Source organism: Geodermatophilus obscurus DSM 43160, from assembly GCF_000025345.1.
In the GTDB taxonomy this organism is placed as follows: domain Bacteria; phylum Actinomycetota; class Actinomycetes; order Mycobacteriales; family Geodermatophilaceae; genus Geodermatophilus; species Geodermatophilus obscurus.
In genome coordinates, this window is the sequence record NC_013757.1 from 1,002,135 (window position 1) to 1,018,832 (window position 16,698).

The 16,698-nt window shown below is 74.5% G+C and carries 17 protein-coding genes; 12 read left to right on the forward strand and 5 right to left on the reverse strand.

All coding sequences use genetic code 11. From position 1 onward, the window contains the following. The first annotated feature begins 16 nt into the window (after nt 1-16). Nucleotides 17-2,089: a M3 family metallopeptidase gene (locus GOBS_RS04665; protein ID WP_049788145.1), complete on the forward strand. Its 2,073-nt coding sequence runs from the start codon at nt 17-19 to the stop codon at nt 2,087-2,089. 168 nt (nt 2,090-2,257) lie between these two features. Here the strand turns inward: GOBS_RS04665 and GOBS_RS04670 are convergent, their stop codons facing one another. Both GOBS_RS04670 and greA read right to left on the reverse strand, forming a co-directional pair. Beyond that, nucleotides 2,258-2,587 carry an RNHCP domain-containing protein gene (locus tag GOBS_RS04670; protein ID WP_012947142.1) on the reverse strand — a complete coding sequence of 110 codons (330 nt, stop codon included), beginning with the start codon at nt 2,585-2,587 and terminating at the stop codon, nt 2,258-2,260. An 89-nt stretch (nt 2,588-2,676) separates the two neighbouring features. Beyond that, nucleotides 2,677-3,180, reverse strand: coding sequence for a transcription elongation factor GreA (gene greA, locus GOBS_RS04675; RefSeq protein WP_012947143.1), 504 nt, complete (start codon nt 3,178-3,180; stop codon nt 2,677-2,679). A 218-nt stretch (nt 3,181-3,398) separates the two neighbouring features. Between greA and mca the strand changes: the two genes are divergently transcribed. Together mca and GOBS_RS04685 are read left to right on the forward strand one after the other, a co-directional pair. Further along, a complete protein-coding gene (gene mca, locus GOBS_RS04680) occupies nt 3,399-4,286 on the forward strand; it encodes a mycothiol conjugate amidase Mca (protein WP_012947144.1) in 888 nt (295 codons plus the stop codon). Further along, on the forward strand, nt 4,283-4,609 hold the full coding sequence (locus GOBS_RS04685; RefSeq protein WP_012947145.1) for a hypothetical protein: 327 nt from the start codon (nt 4,283-4,285) through the stop codon (nt 4,607-4,609). Before mca ends, GOBS_RS04685 begins: the two co-directional genes overlap by 4 nt. 24 nt (nt 4,610-4,633) lie before the next feature. On the opposite strand, the gene GOBS_RS04690 is transcribed toward GOBS_RS04685, so the two are convergent. Then, the gene (locus GOBS_RS04690; RefSeq protein ID WP_208104380.1) at nt 4,634-5,080 is read right to left on the reverse strand and encodes an AMIN-like domain-containing (lipo)protein; all 447 of its coding nucleotides are present in this window, start codon (nt 5,078-5,080) and stop codon (nt 4,634-4,636) included. A gap of 347 nt (nt 5,081-5,427) precedes the next feature. Between GOBS_RS04690 and GOBS_RS27985 the strand changes: the two genes are divergently transcribed. The 5 genes from GOBS_RS27985 (at nt 5,428) to GOBS_RS04715 (ending at nt 10,729) form a co-directional block, all read left to right on the forward strand. Continuing rightward, nucleotides 5,428-5,973 carry a phosphate-starvation-inducible PsiE family protein gene (locus tag GOBS_RS27985; protein WP_012947146.1) on the forward strand — a complete coding sequence of 182 codons (546 nt, stop codon included), beginning with the start codon at nt 5,428-5,430 and terminating at the stop codon, nt 5,971-5,973. A gap of 99 nt (nt 5,974-6,072) precedes the next feature. Then, nucleotides 6,073-8,070, forward strand: coding sequence for a thioredoxin domain-containing protein (locus GOBS_RS04700; RefSeq protein WP_012947147.1), 1,998 nt, complete (start codon nt 6,073-6,075; stop codon nt 8,068-8,070). Nucleotides 8,071-8,126: 56 nt separating this feature from the next. Continuing rightward, a complete protein-coding gene (locus tag GOBS_RS04705; RefSeq protein WP_012947148.1) occupies nt 8,127-8,750 on the forward strand; it encodes a hypothetical protein in 624 nt (207 codons plus the stop codon). Between the two features lie 19 nt (nt 8,751-8,769). Continuing rightward, a complete protein-coding gene (locus GOBS_RS04710; RefSeq protein ID WP_012947149.1) occupies nt 8,770-9,432 on the forward strand; it encodes a maleylpyruvate isomerase N-terminal domain-containing protein in 663 nt (220 codons plus the stop codon). Nucleotides 9,433-9,475: 43 nt separating this feature from the next. Then, a complete protein-coding gene (locus GOBS_RS04715; RefSeq protein ID WP_012947150.1) occupies nt 9,476-10,729 on the forward strand; it encodes a geranylgeranyl reductase family protein in 1,254 nt (417 codons plus the stop codon). A gap of 126 nt (nt 10,730-10,855) precedes the next feature. Here GOBS_RS04715 and trhA read toward each other — a convergent pair whose 3' ends face one another. Continuing rightward, on the reverse strand, nt 10,856-11,668 hold the full coding sequence (trhA, locus tag GOBS_RS04720; protein ID WP_012947151.1) for a PAQR family membrane homeostasis protein TrhA: 813 nt from the start codon (nt 11,666-11,668) through the stop codon (nt 10,856-10,858). Between the two features lie 135 nt (nt 11,669-11,803). On the opposite strand from trhA, the gene GOBS_RS04725 reads away from it, so the two are divergent. From GOBS_RS04725 to GOBS_RS04735, 4 genes are all read left to right on the forward strand, one after another. Beyond that, nucleotides 11,804-12,583, forward strand: coding sequence for an isoprenyl transferase (locus tag GOBS_RS04725; protein ID WP_012947152.1), 780 nt, complete (start codon nt 11,804-11,806; stop codon nt 12,581-12,583). A gap of 13 nt (nt 12,584-12,596) precedes the next feature. Continuing rightward, complete coding sequence (locus GOBS_RS29185; RefSeq protein WP_012947153.1) at nt 12,597-13,811, forward strand: hypothetical protein; 1,215 nt, start codon at nt 12,597-12,599, stop codon at nt 13,809-13,811. Between the two features lie 33 nt (nt 13,812-13,844). Further along, nucleotides 13,845-14,021, forward strand: a complete 177-nt coding sequence (locus tag GOBS_RS27105) for a hypothetical protein (RefSeq protein ID WP_012947154.1) — start codon at nt 13,845-13,847, stop codon at nt 14,019-14,021. A gap of 232 nt (nt 14,022-14,253) precedes the next feature. Further along, nucleotides 14,254-15,549, forward strand: coding sequence for an RNA 5'-3' helicase PhoH2 (locus tag GOBS_RS04735; protein WP_012947156.1), 1,296 nt, complete (start codon nt 14,254-14,256; stop codon nt 15,547-15,549). An 88-nt stretch (nt 15,550-15,637) separates the two neighbouring features. Here GOBS_RS04735 and GOBS_RS04740 read toward each other — a convergent pair whose 3' ends face one another. Further along, the gene (locus tag GOBS_RS04740) at nt 15,638-16,561 is read right to left on the reverse strand and encodes a type IV toxin-antitoxin system AbiEi family antitoxin domain-containing protein (protein ID WP_012947157.1); all 924 of its coding nucleotides are present in this window, start codon (nt 16,559-16,561) and stop codon (nt 15,638-15,640) included. Nucleotides 16,562-16,698 lie beyond the last annotated feature (137 nt).

Genomic DNA, 16,698 nt, shown 5'->3' on the forward strand with positions numbered 1-16,698 from the left:
GGCGGGGCGGTGGAGGATGGGCGCGGTGAACGCCGCCTCCGTCGCCCCGTCCGCCGACAACCCGCTGCTCGAGCCGTCGCCCCTCCCGCTGCAGCTGCCACCCTTCGCGGAGATCACCCTCGAGCACTGCCGCGAGGCGATGCTGGCCGGGATGGCCGAGCAGCGCGCCGAGGTGGCCGGCATCGTCGGGTCGCCCGAGCCGCCGACGTTCGAGAACACCGTCGTCGCCCTCGAGCGGTCGGGCCGGCTGTACCGCCGCGCCGGCGCGGTCTTCCACAACCTCGCCTCGTCGGTCGCCACCGACCGGCTGCGGGAGATCGAGCGGGAGCTGGCCCCGCTCGAGTCGGCGCACGCGGACGCGCTGCGCCTTGACCCGGCTCTGTTCGGGCGCATCGACGCCGTCCACGCGCAGCGGCACGACAGCGACCTGGATGCCGAAGCCGTCCGGCTGGTGGAGCGTTACCACCTGGACTTCGTGCTCGCCGGCGCGCGCCTCGACGAGACCGACCGGGCCCGGCTGACCGAGCTGAACCGCGAGCTGTCGGAGCTGTCGACGACGTTCGGGCAGAACCTGCAGCTGGCCAGCGAGGCCGCCGCCGTCGTCGTCCCCGACGCCGCGGAGCTCGACGGGCTCGGGGACGAGGAGGTCGCCGCAGCGGCCCGTGCCGCCGCCGACCGCGGGGTTCCCGGGTTCCTCATCCCGCTGCTGCTGCCCACCGGCCAGCCGGTGCTGACCAAGCTGCGCAACCGTGGGCTGCGCCGCCGCGTGTTCGAGGCGTCGGTTGGCCGGGCGTCGGGCGGCGAGCACGACAACGGTCCGGTCGCCGTGCGGATCGCCCGGGTGCGCGCCGAGCGGGCCCGGCTGCTGGGCTTCGCCACCCACGCGGACCTGGTGCTGGCCGACCAGACCGCGGGCAGCACCGAGGCGGTCGACGCGATGCTCGCCCGGATGGTGGGGCCGTCGATGGCCAACGCGCGGGCGGAGGCCGCCGCGCTGGCCGAGGTCGCCGCCGCTGATGGCGTGACGGAGCTGGCGCCCTGGGACTGGGCGTTCTACAGCGAGCGGGTGCGCGCCGAGCGGTACTCGGTCGACACCACGGCGCTGCGGCCGTGGTTCGAGCTGGACCGGGTGCTCGTCGACGGCGTCTTCGCCGCCGCGGAGCGGCTGTACGGCTACCGCTTCACGCCGCGGCCCGACCTCGTCGGTCACCACCCCGACGTCCGGGTCTGGGAGGTCACCGACTCAGCGGGCGAGACGGTCGGCCTCTACCTCGGCGACTTCTACGCCCGCGAGGGCAAGCGCGGCGGGGCCTGGATGAGCTCGTTCGTCACCCAGTCGCGGCTGCTGGACACCCGGCCGGTCGTCGTGAACGACCTCAACGTCACCCGGGGGGCCGACGGACAGCCCACCCTGCTGACGCTCGACGAGGTCAACACGCTGTTCCACGAGTTCGGCCACACGCTGCACGGCCTGAGCTCCGCGGTCACCTACCCGCGCTTCGCCGGCACCAGCGTGCCGCGGGACTTCGTCGAGTTCCCGAGCCAGGTCAACGAGATGTGGGCGCTGTGGCCGGAGGTCCTCGCCGGCTACGCCCGGCACGTCGGGACCGGGGAGCCGCTGCCGGCCAGCGTGGTCGAGGCGATCGAGGCCGCACAGCTGTGGGGCGAGGGCTTCGCGACGCTGGAGTACCTGGCGGCCACGCTGCTCGACCAGGCATGGCACCGGATCACGCCGGAGACGGAGGTCGGGAACCCGCAGGAGTTCGAGCGGGCCGCGCTGGAGGCGGCCGGGGTCGCCCACGACCTGGTGCCGCCGCGCTACCGGACGACGTACTTCCAGCACGTCTTCGCCGGGGGCTACGCGGCCGGCTACTACTCCTACATCTGGTCGGAGGTGCTCGACGCCGACACCGTGGAGTGGTTCAAGGAGAACGGCGGCCTGCGCCGGGAGAACGGCGAGGTCTTCCGGTCACGGCTGCTGGCCGTCGGCGGGTCGGTCGACCCGCTGGAGGCCTTCCGCGCCGTCCGCGGCCGGGATGCCGACCCCACCCCGCTGCTGCGCCGCCGGGGGTTGTTGCCGGCCGGCTGAGGGCTCCGGGGGTGGATCCCGCGCCCGTGGGGTGCTGCACGGCCCCGGAGCGCGGCAACGCCCCCAGGAGCGGTGGACGGACGGGCCATTGCCGGGGTTCCTCGCGCACTGCCGGACCTGCAGCTCCCGCAGCGCGCGAGGAACGCCCGCAGTGCGGGGCTCAGGAACTCAGAGCCAGGGCAGCGAGAGGACGACGTCGAGGTCGTCGGGGGCGTCGCCCTCCCGGACCAGCCGGTTGGGCTGGCGGTGGCCGCACGCCGTGCAGCGGTGGACCACCTGCCAGCCCTTGCCCGACTTCTCCACCAGGCCGATCGGCTCCATCGGCGCCCGGCACTCGCTCGCCCGGTCGCCGGGGAGGTCGTCGACGTGCAGCGACCACAGGCACACCGGACAGTGGTTGCGGTAGTGCCCGTCGGTGTTCGCCGGCACCGCCGACCCGCAGTGGACGCAGGCGAACCCGGTGTTCTCCGCCCGCCGGGAGCGCGCGGGCGGGGTCACCGGTCCTCCTCACCGGCGCTCGTCGGCCCGGTACCCCTGGGTGCTGCGTTCCTGCGTGACCTCGCGAACTCGGTCACGGGGGACCCCGGTCAGGGGACGAAGGGCTCGACGGCGACGACGTCGACGGTGATGTCGCGGCCGTTGGGCGCCTGGTAGGTGACCGTCGTCCCGGGCTCTGCACCGAGGATGGCCGAGCCGAGCGCCGACTCGGGGGAGTAGACCTGCAGACCCGTCGTCCCGGCGATCTCGCGCGAGCCGAGGAGGAACTTCTCGGTGTCGTCCTCGCCCCGGAAGCGGATGGTGATCACGGTCCCGGTGGCGGCGTGCGTCGCCGTTGTGGGCGCGTCGCCGACGCGGGCCTTCCGCAGCAGGTCCTCCAGCTGGCGGATGCGGGCCTCCTGCTTGCCCTGCTCGTCCTTGGCGGCGTGGTAGCCGCCGTTCTCGCGGAGGTCGCCCTCCTCGCGGCGGGCGTTGATCTCGGCGGCCATGGCCGGGCGGCCCGCCACCAGCTGGTCGAGCTCGGCCCTCAGCCGGTCGTGGGCCTCCTGGGTCAGCCAGACGCCCTGGTTCTGCTGGTCGGTGGGGGTGGACACGGCAGTGCTCCTGAAATGTCGGTGGCCGCCCCCCGTCCGGGGAACGGCCGCGTTCAGAACGGCCAACGTAACACCGTCGGTCGGGATGGGTGTCTCGCCCGCGCCCCGGCCTCCGGGATGCGGAACGCTAGTGGATCGCAGCGTGACGAGCGCCACGAACACCCGATCGTGGGCCCCGACGGCGGCGGCACCCGGTGGAGCCGGTGGATGATGGGCCGGTGACCGAAGCAGACCCGTTGCGCCTGCTCGCCGTGCACGCCCACCCCGACGACGAGTCGAGCAAGGGCGCCGCGACCATGGCCAAGTACGTCGCGGAGGGTGTCCGCGTCATGGTGGCGACCTGCACCGGGGGTGAGCGCGGCTCGGTGCTCAACCCGGCGCTGGACCGGCCCGACGTCTGGGAGCGCCTGCCGGAGATCCGCCGGGAGGAGATGGCCCGCGCCCGCGAGATCCTCGGCGTCGAGCAGGAGTTCCTCGGGTTCGTGGACTCCGGCCTGCCCGAGGGCGACCCGCTGCCGCCGCTGCCCGAGGGCTGCTTCGCGCTGGTGCCGACCGAGGAGGCGGCCGCGCCGCTGGTCGAGCTGATCCGCCGGTTCAACCCGCACGTGATCACCACCTACGACGAGCGCGGCGGCTACCCGCACCCGGACCACATCAAGACCCACGAGGTCTCGGTGCACGCCTTCGACGCCGCTGGCGACCCCGACCGCTACCCCGAGCTGGGGGAGCCGTGGCAGCCGCTCAAGCTCTACTACCAGATGGGCTTCACGCTGCCCCGGACACGGGCGCTGCACGAGGCGATCCTCGCCTCGGGCAAGGAGTCGCCCTACGCGGAGTGGCTGGAGAACTGGGACCCCGAGCGGGACATGGCGCACCGGGTCACCACCAGGGTGCCGTGCGCCGAGTACTTCGCCGTCCGGGACGCCGCGCTGATCGCGCACGCCACCCAGATCGACCCGAACGGCCGCTGGTTCGCCTGCCCGCTGGAGGTCCAGCAGCGGATCTGGCCCACCGAGGACTACGAGCTGGCCCGGTCGGTCGTCGACTCACCGGTCCCCGAGGACGACCTCTTCGCCGGGGTCCGCAGTGAGGTGGTCGTCCGATGACCGGGTTCGCGCTCCTGGCGGCCGAGCAGCAGCTGCCCGAGGACGTCGGCAAGGCCGGACCCATCGGCGCGCTGCTGACCGTGCTGCTCTTCATCGCCATCCTGCTGCTGGTGCGGTCGATGACCACGCACCTGAGGCGGGTGCCCCGCAGCTTCGACGCCGGGGACGACGGGCCGCGGGTGGTCGTCCCCGACACCCCGGCCGAGCTGGTCGACCCGCGACCCGAGCCGGGGCAGGAGTTGCTGGACACGCTGCGGCGGGCACCTCGGGCGATCGAGGGGCCGCGCCGGGACGGCGACCGGCCGGGCCCTGCCGGGGGCTGACCGGCCGGCCGCCGCCGGTGCGGGCTACCAGCGGTGCGCCACGTCGATCACCAGGCGTGGACCCTGGTCGGAGTACGGTGCGCCCTCCAGGACGAACACCCGCATGGGCAGTTGGGCGCGGACACCGAGCGCGAGCGTGGTCCAGCCCTCGAAGCTGCCGGCGGAGGCCACCTGTCGGAAGGTCCTCCAGCCGCTGACGTCCACCATCTCCGGGCCGAGAGCCACGGTCGGCTGGCCGTCCTCGTCGTAGGCGGACGCTCCGACGCTGACCTGCAGGACAGCGCCGCCCCGGACGGGCACCGGCTCGCCCGAGCCCTCCTGCCGGACGACGTCCACGTAGCGGACGTCATAGGTGGCGAACTCGTTGTCCGACCCTCCGAGGTCCACCACGAGACGGTCGTAGCAGGCGTGCCGGCCGGCGCGGACGTCGACGACGGTCTCGGAGTCGCCGCTCATCTGCGTCTTCGGCATCGAGCCTCAGGTGATGCCGCAGTACGGACTCGCAGACGCCGGAGCGGCGGTGATCACCCCGAGCGCGGTGAGGACGGAGAGAGCGAGGACGAGGAACCGGGATCGGTTCATGGCGGGCCTCCTCGAGGAATCGGTGCCGACGACAGGATCTGCCGGACGGGACCCGAGGCGTCATGGGCGTCGACATGTCGACTCGACGAACCTCCTCCGCGGTTCCCGGCAGGAGATGACAAGAAGGTCGGGCGCGCCTCCGCGTCCGCCTGGGCAGCTCGTGCTATGAGCCCGTCCGGGTGAGGTGACGTCTCCGGACGGTCGCCACACGCCGCGCGACGGACGAGGATGCGCGGATGAGCCAGCGACGGCACGACCCCGAGCAGCGCGTTCCCCCGCCGGGGTTCGGACGCGTCGGCACCCGCCTGCTCGAGCTCGCCGAGAACGTCGTCCACGCCGGCATCGCGCTGCTCCTCGTCCTGGCCGCGCTGGCTTTGCTGGTGCCGGCCGGGCGGACGGCGTGGTCGCTGACCGGTGACCTGTCGCAGGCGCCGATGGTCGAGCTGCTCGACGTGCTGCTGCTGGTGTTCATCGTCGTGGAGCTGCTCTTCGCCGTCCGGACGACGGTGGAAAAGCGCGAGCTGGTCGCCGAGCCGTTCTTGGTCATCGGGGTGATCGCCTCGATCAAGGAGATCGTCGTCCTGTCGGTGGAGGCCGCGGGCGCCGTCGGCGAGGGCGCGGGGTTCCGCGACCGGATCACCGAGATCGCCGTCCTCGGCGTGCTCGTGCTGTTCCTCGGTGCCACCTCGTGGCTGCTGCGCCGCAAGGAGCGCGAGCCCGACGAGGGAGAGGGCGGCGAGCAGGAGCCGGTGCAGGAGCAGGACGTGGCAGCCCGCGCGTAGCGCGGAGCTCCGCGGTCGTCCGCCGGCCTGCGGGCGCCCCGTCGATGGGCCGTTGCGTGTTCCTGTTCGCCGGCCCGCACTCGCGGGAACGGAAGCTGCATGCCCAACCGGCTCGCCACCGCCACCAGCCCGTACCTGCTCCAGCACGCCGGCAACCCGGTCGACTGGTGGGAGTGGGGCGAGGAGGCCTTCGCCGAGGCTCGTCGCCGGGACGTGCCCGTCCTGCTCAGCGTCGGCTACGCCGCCTGCCACTGGTGCCACGTGATGGCCCACGAGTCCTTCGAGGACGAGGCGACGGCGGGGCAGATGAACGCCGACTTCGTGTGCGTGAAGGTCGACCGCGAGGAGCGGCCGGACGTCGACAGCGTGTACATGGCCGCCACCCAGGCGCTGACCGGCCACGGCGGCTGGCCGATGACCGTCTTCACCACGCCCGACGGCCGGCCGTTCTACTGCGGCACCTACTTCCCGCCCCGGCCCGCGCACGGCATGCCGTCGTTCCGGCAGCTGCTCTCCGCCGTCTCCGACGCCTGGCGGTCGCGGCGCGAGGACCTGGAGACGGCCGGCACGCGCATCGCCGAGGGCATCTCCTCCCGGCTGGACCTCGGGCCGCCGGCCCCGCTCGCGGCCGAGGTGCTCGACCACGCCGTCGCCGCACTGGCCGGGGAGTACGACGAGCGGTGGGGTGGGTTCGGCGGCGCCCCGAAGTTCCCGCCGTCCATGGTGCTGGAGTTCCTGCTCCGCCACGCCGCCCGCACCGGCGACGACCGGGCGCTGCGGATGGCCCGCGGCACGCTCGGGGCGATGGCACGCGGCGGCATCCACGACCAGCTCGCCGGCGGCTTCGCGCGCTACTCCGTCGACGCGCGGTGGGTCGTGCCGCACTTCGAGAAGATGCTCTACGACAACGCGCTGCTGCTGCGGCTGTACCTGCACCTGTGGCGGGCCACCGGGGACGAGTGGGCGCGCCGGGTCGCCGACGCCACCGCTGCCTTCCTGGTCCGCGACCTCGACACGCCCGAGGGCGGGTTCGCCTCCGCGCTGGACGCCGACGCCGAGGGCGTGGAGGGGCTGACCTACGTCTGGACGCCGGCGGAGCTGGTCGAGGTGCTCGGGGAGGACGACGGCCGGTGGGCCGCCGCGGTGTTCGAGGTGACCGACGCCGGCACCTTCGAGCACGGCACCTCGACGCTGCAGCTGCTCCGCGACCCCGGCGACCCCGCCCGCCTGGCGTCGGTGCGGGAGCGGCTGGGCGCGGCGCGGGCACGGCGCCCGCAGCCGGCGCGCGACGACAAGGTGGTGACCGCCTGGAACGGGTTGGCGATCGCCGCGCTGGCCGAGCACGGCGTCCTGACCGGGTCGCCGTCCTCGGTCGACGCGGCGCGGCGGGCGGCGGAGCTGCTCGCCGACGTGCACTGGGGGGACGGTCGGCTGCGCCGGGCGTCGCGGAACGGCGTCGCCGGCGCTCCGTCGGGGGTGCTCGAGGACTACGGCGACCTGGCCGAGGGGCTGCTCGCGCTGCACCAGGCCACCGGGGAGGGGCGCTGGCTGGAGCTGGCCGGCGACCTGCTGGACGTCGTCGCCGGGCAGTTCATCGACGCCGACGGCTGGCACGACACCGCCGCCGACGCCGAGGCGCTGGTCCACCGGCCCTTCGACCCGGCCGACGGGCCGACGCCGTCGGGGCTGGCCGCGGTGGCCGGTGCCGCCGTCACCTACGCAGCGCTGGCCGGTGCGCCGCGGCACCGGGAGCTCGGCGAGGCGGCCGTCGGCTCGCTGGCCCGGCTGGCCGAGCGCGCACCGCAGGCGGTCGGCTGGGCGATGGCGGTCGGGGAGGCGCTGCTGGCCGGCCCGCTCGAGGTCGCGGTCAGCGGACCGGCCGGGCCGGACCGCGACGCCCTCGTGGCTGCCGCCCGCGCCTCGACCAGCCCGGGTGCCGTGGTGGTGGTCGGCGAGCCGGACGCACCCGGGGTCCCGCTGCTGGCCGGCCGGCCGCTGGTCGGTGGCCGGCCGGCCGCCTACGTGTGCCGGGGCTTCGTCTGCGCCGCCCCGGTCACCGACGTGTCCGCTCTGGGCGCAGCACTCACCTCTTCCTGACGGAGTCCGTCGCCATTACCGTGTAAGCGTGTAATCACCTGACACGGGAGGCCGTCGTGCACGGACACCACCACCGTTTCTCCTCCGAGAACCCCTTCGCCGGCATGCGCGGCGGATTCCGCGGCCCGCGCGGTCGCGGTCCCGGCGGCCGGGGCCGGGGCCCGGACGCGCCGCCCCCGGTCGAGCGCGCCGAGGTCGCCGGCTGGTTCGCCGGGCGGCTGCCCGACGACTGGTTCACCGGGCCGGTCGAGCTGACCGTCGACCGCGACGAGATCACCGTCGTCGGCACCCTGGCCGAGCCCGAGGCCGGCGAGGGCGACGCCGCGGCCGCGCGGGCCGGGCGCATCGCCAGGTTCCGCGAGGAGACCCGCGAGCAGCGCATGGCCGTGGCCGATGCCGCGCAGGCCCGCTACGGCCGCTCGGTCGCCTGGGGTGCGGCCTGCGGCGACGTCCGGGAGGTCTTCACCAACCTGTCGGTGCCGGTGATGACCCGGCTGCGCCAGCCCGAGCGGCTGGTGCTCGACACGCTCGTGGACGCCGGGGTGGCGCGGTCCCGGTCCGAGGCGCTGGCCTGGGCGGTCCGGCTGGTCGCGCAGCACACCGACGACTGGCTCGGCGAGCTGCGCGCGGCGATGGCCTCGGTCGAGGAGGTCCGGGCCCGCGGCCCGCAGGTCGACTGAGCTCTGCCAGGCTGCCCGGGTGCCCTCGCCGACCGAGCTGCTCACCGCGACCTATCGGTCCCTGTCCGAGCAGGTCACGGCCCTGCTGCCGGAGGAGGCCTGGCAGCCGACCGGGTGCGCCGGGTGGGCGGTCCTGGACCTGACCCTGCACCTGGTCGACGACGCCCGCCGGGGCCTGGTCGCGCTGGCCACCCCGGCGGACGGGCCGGCCACCAGCGACGCGGTCGCCTACTGGCGGGCGTGGCAGCCGACCGGGGCGCAGGACGAGGACGTCGCCTGGCGCACGCGCGTCCGCGCCAGCGTCGCGGGTGGGCTCGCGGAGCTGTCCGCGGTGTACGCGGAGCTCGTCGCCGCCGTGACCGTCCTCGCCGAACGCACGGCGCCCGACGACCTGGTCGGCACCCAGGGGCACGTCTTGCGCGCCGACGACCTGCTGTCCACGCTGGCCGTGGAGGCCGCGGTGCACCACCTGGACCTGGTGGCGCACCTGGACCGGCCGGGCCCGGCACCGGAGGCGCTCGCCGAGGTGCGGCGGGTGCTCGAGGGCCTGCTCGACGGCCCGCTGCCCGCCGGGTGGGACGACGCGACGGCGGCCCGGCGCGGCACCGGCCGGGCCCCGCTGGACGACGCCGACCGCGCCGCCCTGGGGTCGTCGGCGGAGCGCTTCCCGCTGTTCGGCTGAGGGGCGCACGGCGCGGTCCCTCGAGCCAGGGACACTGGGGGGCGTGCCAGCCAGCGCCGTCGTTCCGACCGACACCGACGTCCTCGTGGTGGGGGCCGGCCCGGCGGGCGCGGCGGCCGCCGCCTGGGCCGCCCGGGCCGGGCACGACGTCGTCCTCGCCGACGCGGCCGTCTTCCCCCGCGACAAGGCCTGCGGCGACGGGCTGACCCCCCGCGCGATCGCCGAGCTGGACCTGCTGGGCCTGGGCGACTGGGCGCGCTCGCGGGCCCGCAACCGCGGCCTGCGCGCCGCCGGCTTCGGCCGGACGTGGGAGCTGCCCTGGCCCGGCGGCGCGTTCCCCGACCACGGCAGCGCGGTGCCGCGCGCCGAGCTCGACGCCCGGATCCGCGACGTGGCGCTGGCCGACGCTGCCGTGCCGCTGGAGGGCGCGCGGGCCGTCGACGTCGAGCGGGACGGCGACCGGGTGACCGGCGTCGTCTTCGAGACGGCGGAGGAGGCGACGGTCACCGTCGGCTGCCGGCGGCTGGTCGTGGCCGACGGCGTCCGCTCACCGCTGGGCCGGGTGCTCGGGCGCGAGTGGCACCGCGACACCGCCTACGGCGTCGCCGCGCGCGGCTACGTCCGCTCCGGGCGGGCGGACGACGAGTGGATCTCCTCGCACCTGGAGCTGCGCGGCGCCGAGGGGGAGCTGCTCTCCGGCTACGGCTGGGTGTTCCCCCTCGGCGCGGCGGCCGGGCAGGTGAACATCGGTGTCGGCACGCTGGCCACCGCCCGCCGTCCGGCCGGGGTGCAGCTGAAGGCGCTGATCGAGGTCTACGCCGACGCCCGCCGCGACGACTGGCAGCTCGACGGGCCGGTGGAGGCACCGGCGTCGGCGCTGCTGCCCATGGGCGGGGCGGTCTCCGGCGTGGCCGGTCGCAACTGGGCGCTCGTCGGCGACGCGGCCGGGTGCGTCAACCCGCTCAACGGCGAGGGCATCGACTACGGCCTGGAGACCGGCCGCACCGTGCGGGAACTCTTCGGCGAGGACGACTGGACCCACGCCTGGCCGGCCACCCTGCGCCGGCACTACGGGGAGGCGTTCTCCATCGCCCGCAGGCTGGCCGGGCTGCTCACCGTCCCGCGTTTCCTGCCCGCGGCCGGCCCGGTGGGCATGCGGTCGCGGTCGCTGATGACCGTCGCGCTGCGGGTGATGGGCAACCTGGTCACCGACGAGGACCGCGACCTCGTCGCCCGCACCTGGCGCACCGCCGGCCGGTTGTCGACCCGGTTCGACGACCGAAAGCCCTTCAGCTGAGCCGGTGCGAAGGGTTTCGCCGGCCCCGTCCAGGGGCTCCGGCCCCGTCCCGGGCCCCGCCCCGAGCTCGCGAGGGGTGGGGAGGACGGGGTCCTTCTACGAGCGGCGAGGGGACGGGGTCCTTCCTCAGACGAACGGGGAGTTGTACATCGCGAAGTAGACGGCGATGTAGTGGCAGATGGCGGCCACGACGGTCATCGCGTGGAAGACCTCGTGGTAGCCGAAGACACCGGGCCAGGGGTTGGGCTTCTTGATCGCGTAGGCCACCCCGCCGAGCGTGTAGAGCACGCCGCCGACGGCCAGCAGCACCAGCGAGGTCACGCCGGCGATGTGCAGGATGTCGGTGAGGATGAAGACGGCGACCCAGCCCAGCCCGATGTAGAGGGGCACGCCGACCCACCGCGGCGCGGTCGGCCAGGTGAGCTTGAGGAAGACGCCGGCCAGCGCACCGGCCCAGACGCCGGCGAGCACCCAGTAGCCGGTCGGCTGGTCGACCGCCAGCAGGGCGAACGGGGTGTACGTCCCCGCGATGAACAGGAAGATCATCGAGTGGTCGAGCCGCTTCATGATCTTCCAGCCGCGCGGTGACCAGCGCCGCCGGTGGTACAGCGCGCTGATCCCGAACAGGCCGCAGATGGTCACGCTGTAGACGGTCACCGAGACGCCGGCGCGGGCCCCGAGCACGGAGCCCAGCGGGATGAGCACGGCCCCGGCGACGATCGCGCCGAAGAAGGAGAACAGGTGCAGCCAGCCGCGCATCCGCGGCCTGGTGTCGGGGTGGTCCCAGTCGCGGTCGCCGAAGTCCTCGGCGGTCCAGGTCCGCTCGACCTGTTCGCCCTCCTGGAGGACGGTGGCCACCGCCGGGCCGGGAGGCGCTTCGATCTGGGCGCCGTCGGCCTCCACGCGGACGGTCTCGCCCTCGTTGTTGGGGACGCTCATGGGCCGAGGTTACGCACGCGTAGGGAGGGCGGCGACGCGACTGCGGTGTGAGGTTCCTGGCAGTCCTGCGGACCTTCGTGCAGGTCGGGAGCGGGGTGCGCGCGACCTCGCGGAGTGGGCCTAGTGTGACCCACCGTGGGGGTGCGGCAGTGGGCTCGCGACGTCCTCACCCAGGTGTACGAACGCCGGCTCGCCCAGGCGCTGGAGGGCGCGGCGATCCCACGGCACGTCGGGGTGATCGTCGACGGCAACCGGCGGTGGGCGCGGGCGATCGGGCTGGAGGACCCCAACGCCGGTCACCGTCGCGGCGCGGACAAGATCGCGAGCTTCCTGGGGTGGTGCGACGAGGCCGGCGTCGAGGTCGTCACGCTCTTCCTGCTGTCCACCGACAACCTGTCCCGCCCCGAGCCCGAGCTGCTCCCGCTGCTGCGGATCATCGAGGGCGTCGCCGAGGACCTCGCCGCCCCGGACCGGCGGTGGCAGCTGCGCCCCGTGGGTGCCCTGGAGCTGCTGCCGGCCGAGACGGTCGCCGTCCTCAAGCAGGCGGCCGAGGACACCCGCGACCGGCCGGGCGCGACGGTCAACCTCGCCGTCGGCTACGGCGGGCGGCGGGAGATCGCCGACGCCGTCCGTTCCCTGCTGGCCGAGCATGCCGCGCGGGGGACGACGCTGGACGAGCTGGTGGGCGTCCTGGACGTCGAGCACATCGCCGAGCACCTCTACACGCGTGGCCAGCCCGACCCCGACCTGGTCATCCGCACCAGCGGGGAGCAGCGGCTGTCGGGTTTCCTGCTCTGGCAGACCGCCCACTCGGAGTTCCACTTCACCGACGTCTACTGGCCCGACTTCCGCCGCGTCGACTTCCTGCGCGCGCTGCGCGCCTACGCCGCCCGGCACCGTCGCTTCGGCGGCTGAGAAACTGCTGGTCATGCCCCGCTCGCTCGACGTCCCCCTGGAGTACGTGCGGCTCGGGCTGCGCTTCGACCGGCTGGAGTCCGGCTTCGTCGACGCCTACACCGGCGACCGGCGGGTGCGGGCCGCGGTGGAGGACGAGCCGGCGCCCACCCCGCAGGGACTGCGCGACCAGGCTCGCGCGCTGCTCGGCGAGCTGGGTGCCGCCGACCTGCCCGCCGATCGCGCGAGGTTCATCCGCGGTCAGCTGACCGCCCTGGAGTGCAGCGCCCGGAAGATGGCCGGGGAGCCGGTGCCCTTCCTCGAGGAAGTGCGCAGCTACTTCCAGGTCGACCTCACCCTCGGCGACCCCGCCGCCTACGCCGCCGCGCACGCCGAGCTCGACGGCCTGCTGCCCGGCAGCGGATCGCTGTCCGACCGCTACGCCGCGCACCGGCGGCGCGAGGAGTGCCCGCCCGAGCGGCTGGCCGAGGCGGTGCACGTCCTGTCCAGCGCGCTGCGCGACCGGGTGCGCGTCGACTACGGGCTGCCCGAGGTCGAGACGGTGCGCTACGAGGTGGTCACCGACAAGCCGTGGTCGGGCTTCAACTACTACGAGGGCGACTACCGCTCCCGCGTGGCGATCAACGCCGACCTGCCGCACCGGCTGGGCCAGCTGCCGCACCTGGTGGCCCACGAGGCCTACCCGGGGCACCACACCGAGCACTGCCGCAAGGAGCTCGGACTGGTCGAGCGCGGTGCCCGGCTGGAGCACACCGTCTTCCTGGTCAACACCCCGGAGTGCCTGATGGCCGAGGGGCTGGCCGACCTCGGCGTCCAGGCCGCGATCGGGACCGGCTGGGGGCCGTGGGCGGCCGAGGTGCTCGGTGACCTCGGGCTGCGCTTCGACGGGCACCTCGCCGAGCGCGTCGCGGCGGTGGCCGCGCCGCTGAACCGGGTGCGCCAGGACGCCGCCGTCCTGCTGCACGACCGCGGCGCCGGTGCCGACGAGGTGGCCGCCTACATCCAGCGCTGGTCGCTGGTCAGCGCCGACCGGGCCCGCCAGCAGCTGCGCTTCCTCACCCACCCGCTGTGGCGGGCCTACACCACCACCTACGTCGAGGGCTTCGACCTGCTCTCGCGGTGGCTGGACGCCCGTCCGGCCGAGCAGCCGGTCGCCGAGCGCTTCGTCCGCCTGCTCGACGAGCCCCTCACCCCGGCCGCCGTCGCCGGTGAGCTGCGGGCCGGCTGAGCAGGCGGGTGGGATGACGTGGCGGGAGGTGACATGGCGCGGCACACCTCGGAGGAGGCCCGGGACCTGGGTCTGTGGACGGCGGGGTGGCTGGCCGTGCTGCTGGTCGGCGGTTTGTGGTGGCTCGGCGACCTGAGCCTGCAGTGGCCGGTCCTGCTGGTGCCGCTGGTGTGGGTGCTGGTCGCCGTCCGGCCACGCCGTCCTCGCTGAGACGGCTGGTGCCGCTGGTGCCCCGAAGGAGGGACACGCCGCCTCTTCGACATGTTCCTGTCACCTGCCGGGCCTAACGTCCGCGGTGGAGGGCGAGCTCACCTCGCCGTCCACGGGAGGCCCGGTTGGTGCTGACGATCTCGTCGACCAGGGGAGCCGGCGCCCGGCTCCTCAGCCGGGGCCCGGCCACCTTCGAGCCGGGGCGCGTCCTGCGCTCCACGGGAGTCGACTCGTGAACACTCGCCGCACGTTCGTCCTCGACACCTCCGTCCTGCTCTCCGACCCCGGTGCGCTGCTGCGCATGGGCGCTCACGACGTGGTCCTCCCGCTCGTCGTCATCGGGGAGCTGGAGGACAAGCGCAACCACCCGGAGCTGGGCTGGTTCGCCCGCCAGGCGCTGCGGCTGCTCGACGACCTGCGGGTGCAGCACGGCCGGCTCGACGCCCCGGTCCCGGTCGGTGAGGACGGCGGCACGCTGCACGTCGAGCTGAACCACAGCGACCCCGCGGTGCTGCCGGCCGGTTTCCGCAACGACAGCAACGACAGCCGGATCATGGTGGTCGCGCTCAACCTGCGCGCCGAGGGTCACGACGTCTGCCTGATCACCAAGGACGTGCCGCTGCGGGTCAAGGCCGCGGCGGTGGGCCTGGACACCGACGAGTACCGGGCGCTGGACGCCGTCGACGCCGGCTGGACCGGGATGGCCGAGCTCTCGCTCGACGACGCCGAGCTGGGGTCCCTCTACGAGCACGGCGAGGTGTACGCGCCGGTCGCCGCCGAGCTGCCCCCGCACACCGGCCTGGTGCTGCTCTCCTCGCGCGGGTCGGCGCTGGGGCGGGTCACGCCGGACAAGCACGTGCGCCTGGTGCGCGGCGACCGCGAGGCCTTCGGGTTGCACGGCCGCTCCGCGGAGCAGCGGATCGCCCTGGACCTGCTGCTCGACCCCGAGATCGGCATCGTGTCGCTGGGCGGGCGGGCCGGCACGGGGAAGTCGGCGCTGGCGCTGTGCGCGGGGCTGGAGTCGGTGATGGAGCGGCGGGCGCACTCCAAGGTCGTCGTCTTCCGGCCGCTCTACGCCGTCGGCGGCCAGGAGCTCGGGTACCTGCCCGGCAGCGAGGGCGAGAAGATGTCGCCCTGGGCGCAGGCGGTCTACGACACCCTCGGTGCGCTGGTCTCCAAGGACGTGCTCGACGAGGTCGCCTCCCGCGACCTCATCGAGGTGCTGCCGCTGACCCACATCCGCGGGCGGTCGCTGCACGACTCGTTCGTGATCGTCGACGAGGCGCAGTCGCTGGAGCGCGGGGTGCTGCTGACCGTGCTGTCGCGGCTGGGCTCGGGCTCGCGCGTGGTGCTCACCCACGACGTGGCCCAGCGGGACAACCTGCGCGTCGGCCGGCACGACGGCATCGCCGCGGTGGTCGAGCAGCTCAAGGGGCACCCGCTCTTCGCCCACGTGACGCTGACCCGCTCGGAGCGCTCGCCGATCGCCGCGCTGGTCACCGAGATGCTGGAGGACCTCCCGCGCTGACCCCGCCCGCTCGTCGCACTGCCGGCGTTGTCCGTGCATGGCGGGTCCTGCAGGACCGGCACAGCGCGGGCAACGCCGGCAATGGAGGTCAGCCGGACCGGCGGCGTCCGCGGACGAGGGCGCGGCTCACCCGGTCGCCGACCACCGTGCCGGGCACGAGGTCCGACCACGTCCAGCGCACCACGCCCCAGCCCTCATCGCGGATGGCGTCCTCACGACGCTTCTCCTCGAAGAGGACGTCCGCGGGGTCCTGACCGGATCGCCGCGCGCGGCCGTACTCGACGCGGCCGTCGAACTCACCGACCACCCGCTCGTCCTCCCAGGCGAAGTCCGCGCGGCCGAGGACGAGCCCGGAAGCGGAGGGGATGGTCCGCTGCAGCGTGGACGGCGCCAGGCCGAGGCGATGGAGGAGGACGCGACTGCGACTCTCGCCGACGCTCTCGCTGCGTCCGTCGGCGAAGGTCACCGCCCGGGTGGCCGCACGGCTCCCGCGTGTCCCGGCCAGTTCCTGCACCCGGCCCTCGAGGACCGGCTTGGCCAAGAGCGCGCGGTGCAGCGCAGCGTCCAGCGCGGCGACGGCCGGCTCCAGCGGCAGCGACCGGGCCAGGTCGAGCGCCGTCCGCACCGGGTCGGTGACCAGCAGCCCGTCCACCCTCGTCACCTCGTGGTCGGCCAACCGGGCCACATGGGTGCGGAGACAGCGACCCGCCTCACTGGAGGCCGGTGGCCGGCGAGTGACGTGCACGCGGTCGAGGCGTACGCCCCACAGCGGGAGGCCGTGGAGGACGGCGGCTGACTGGTGGCTCACGACCGCAGGACGGCGGAGTGACGCCAGGGTGGCGCGGATGAGCAGGTGGTGGCGCACCTCGTCGGTCACCATGTCGGCACCGGCGACGTACGCGCCCCGCCGGAGTCTCGTGAGGGCACCGTCACGCACGTGCCGGGCGAGCTCGTCGTCGGTCCACCCCTCGGCGACGGCCAGCCGACGGAGGAAGAGGCGGTCGGGTTCCACGTCCCGACCGTGGTCCAGGTCGTGCTGTCGGGGCGAGCGCCGGACGGGATCCGTGGACGGCGGAGCACCTGTGGACAGCGCACTGCGGGAGCTCCTCGTGCATTACGGGTCCTGCAGAACCGGCAATCCACGAGGAA

Excerpts from the sequence above, each read along its gene's own strand:
- GOBS_RS04665 (WP_049788145.1), top strand. The coding sequence starts at position 17 with ATGGGCGCGGTGAACGCCGCCTCCGTCGCCCCGTCCGCCGACAACCCG.
- GOBS_RS04685 (WP_012947145.1), top strand. The coding sequence starts at position 4,283 with ATGACCGGGTTCGCGCTCCTGGCGGCCGAGCAGCAGCTGCCCGAGGAC.
- GOBS_RS04690 (WP_208104380.1), bottom strand. The coding sequence starts at position 5,080 with ATGCCGAAGACGCAGATGAGCGGCGACTCCGAGACCGTCGTCGACGTC.
- GOBS_RS27985 (WP_012947146.1), top strand. The coding sequence starts at position 5,428 with ATGAGCCAGCGACGGCACGACCCCGAGCAGCGCGTTCCCCCGCCGGGG.
- GOBS_RS04700 (WP_012947147.1), top strand. The coding sequence starts at position 6,073 with ATGCCCAACCGGCTCGCCACCGCCACCAGCCCGTACCTGCTCCAGCAC.
- trhA (WP_012947151.1), bottom strand. The coding sequence starts at position 11,668 with ATGAGCGTCCCCAACAACGAGGGCGAGACCGTCCGCGTGGAGGCCGAC.
- GOBS_RS29185 (WP_012947153.1), top strand. The coding sequence starts at position 12,597 with ATGCCCCGCTCGCTCGACGTCCCCCTGGAGTACGTGCGGCTCGGGCTG.
- GOBS_RS27105 (WP_012947154.1), top strand. The coding sequence starts at position 13,845 with ATGGCGCGGCACACCTCGGAGGAGGCCCGGGACCTGGGTCTGTGGACG.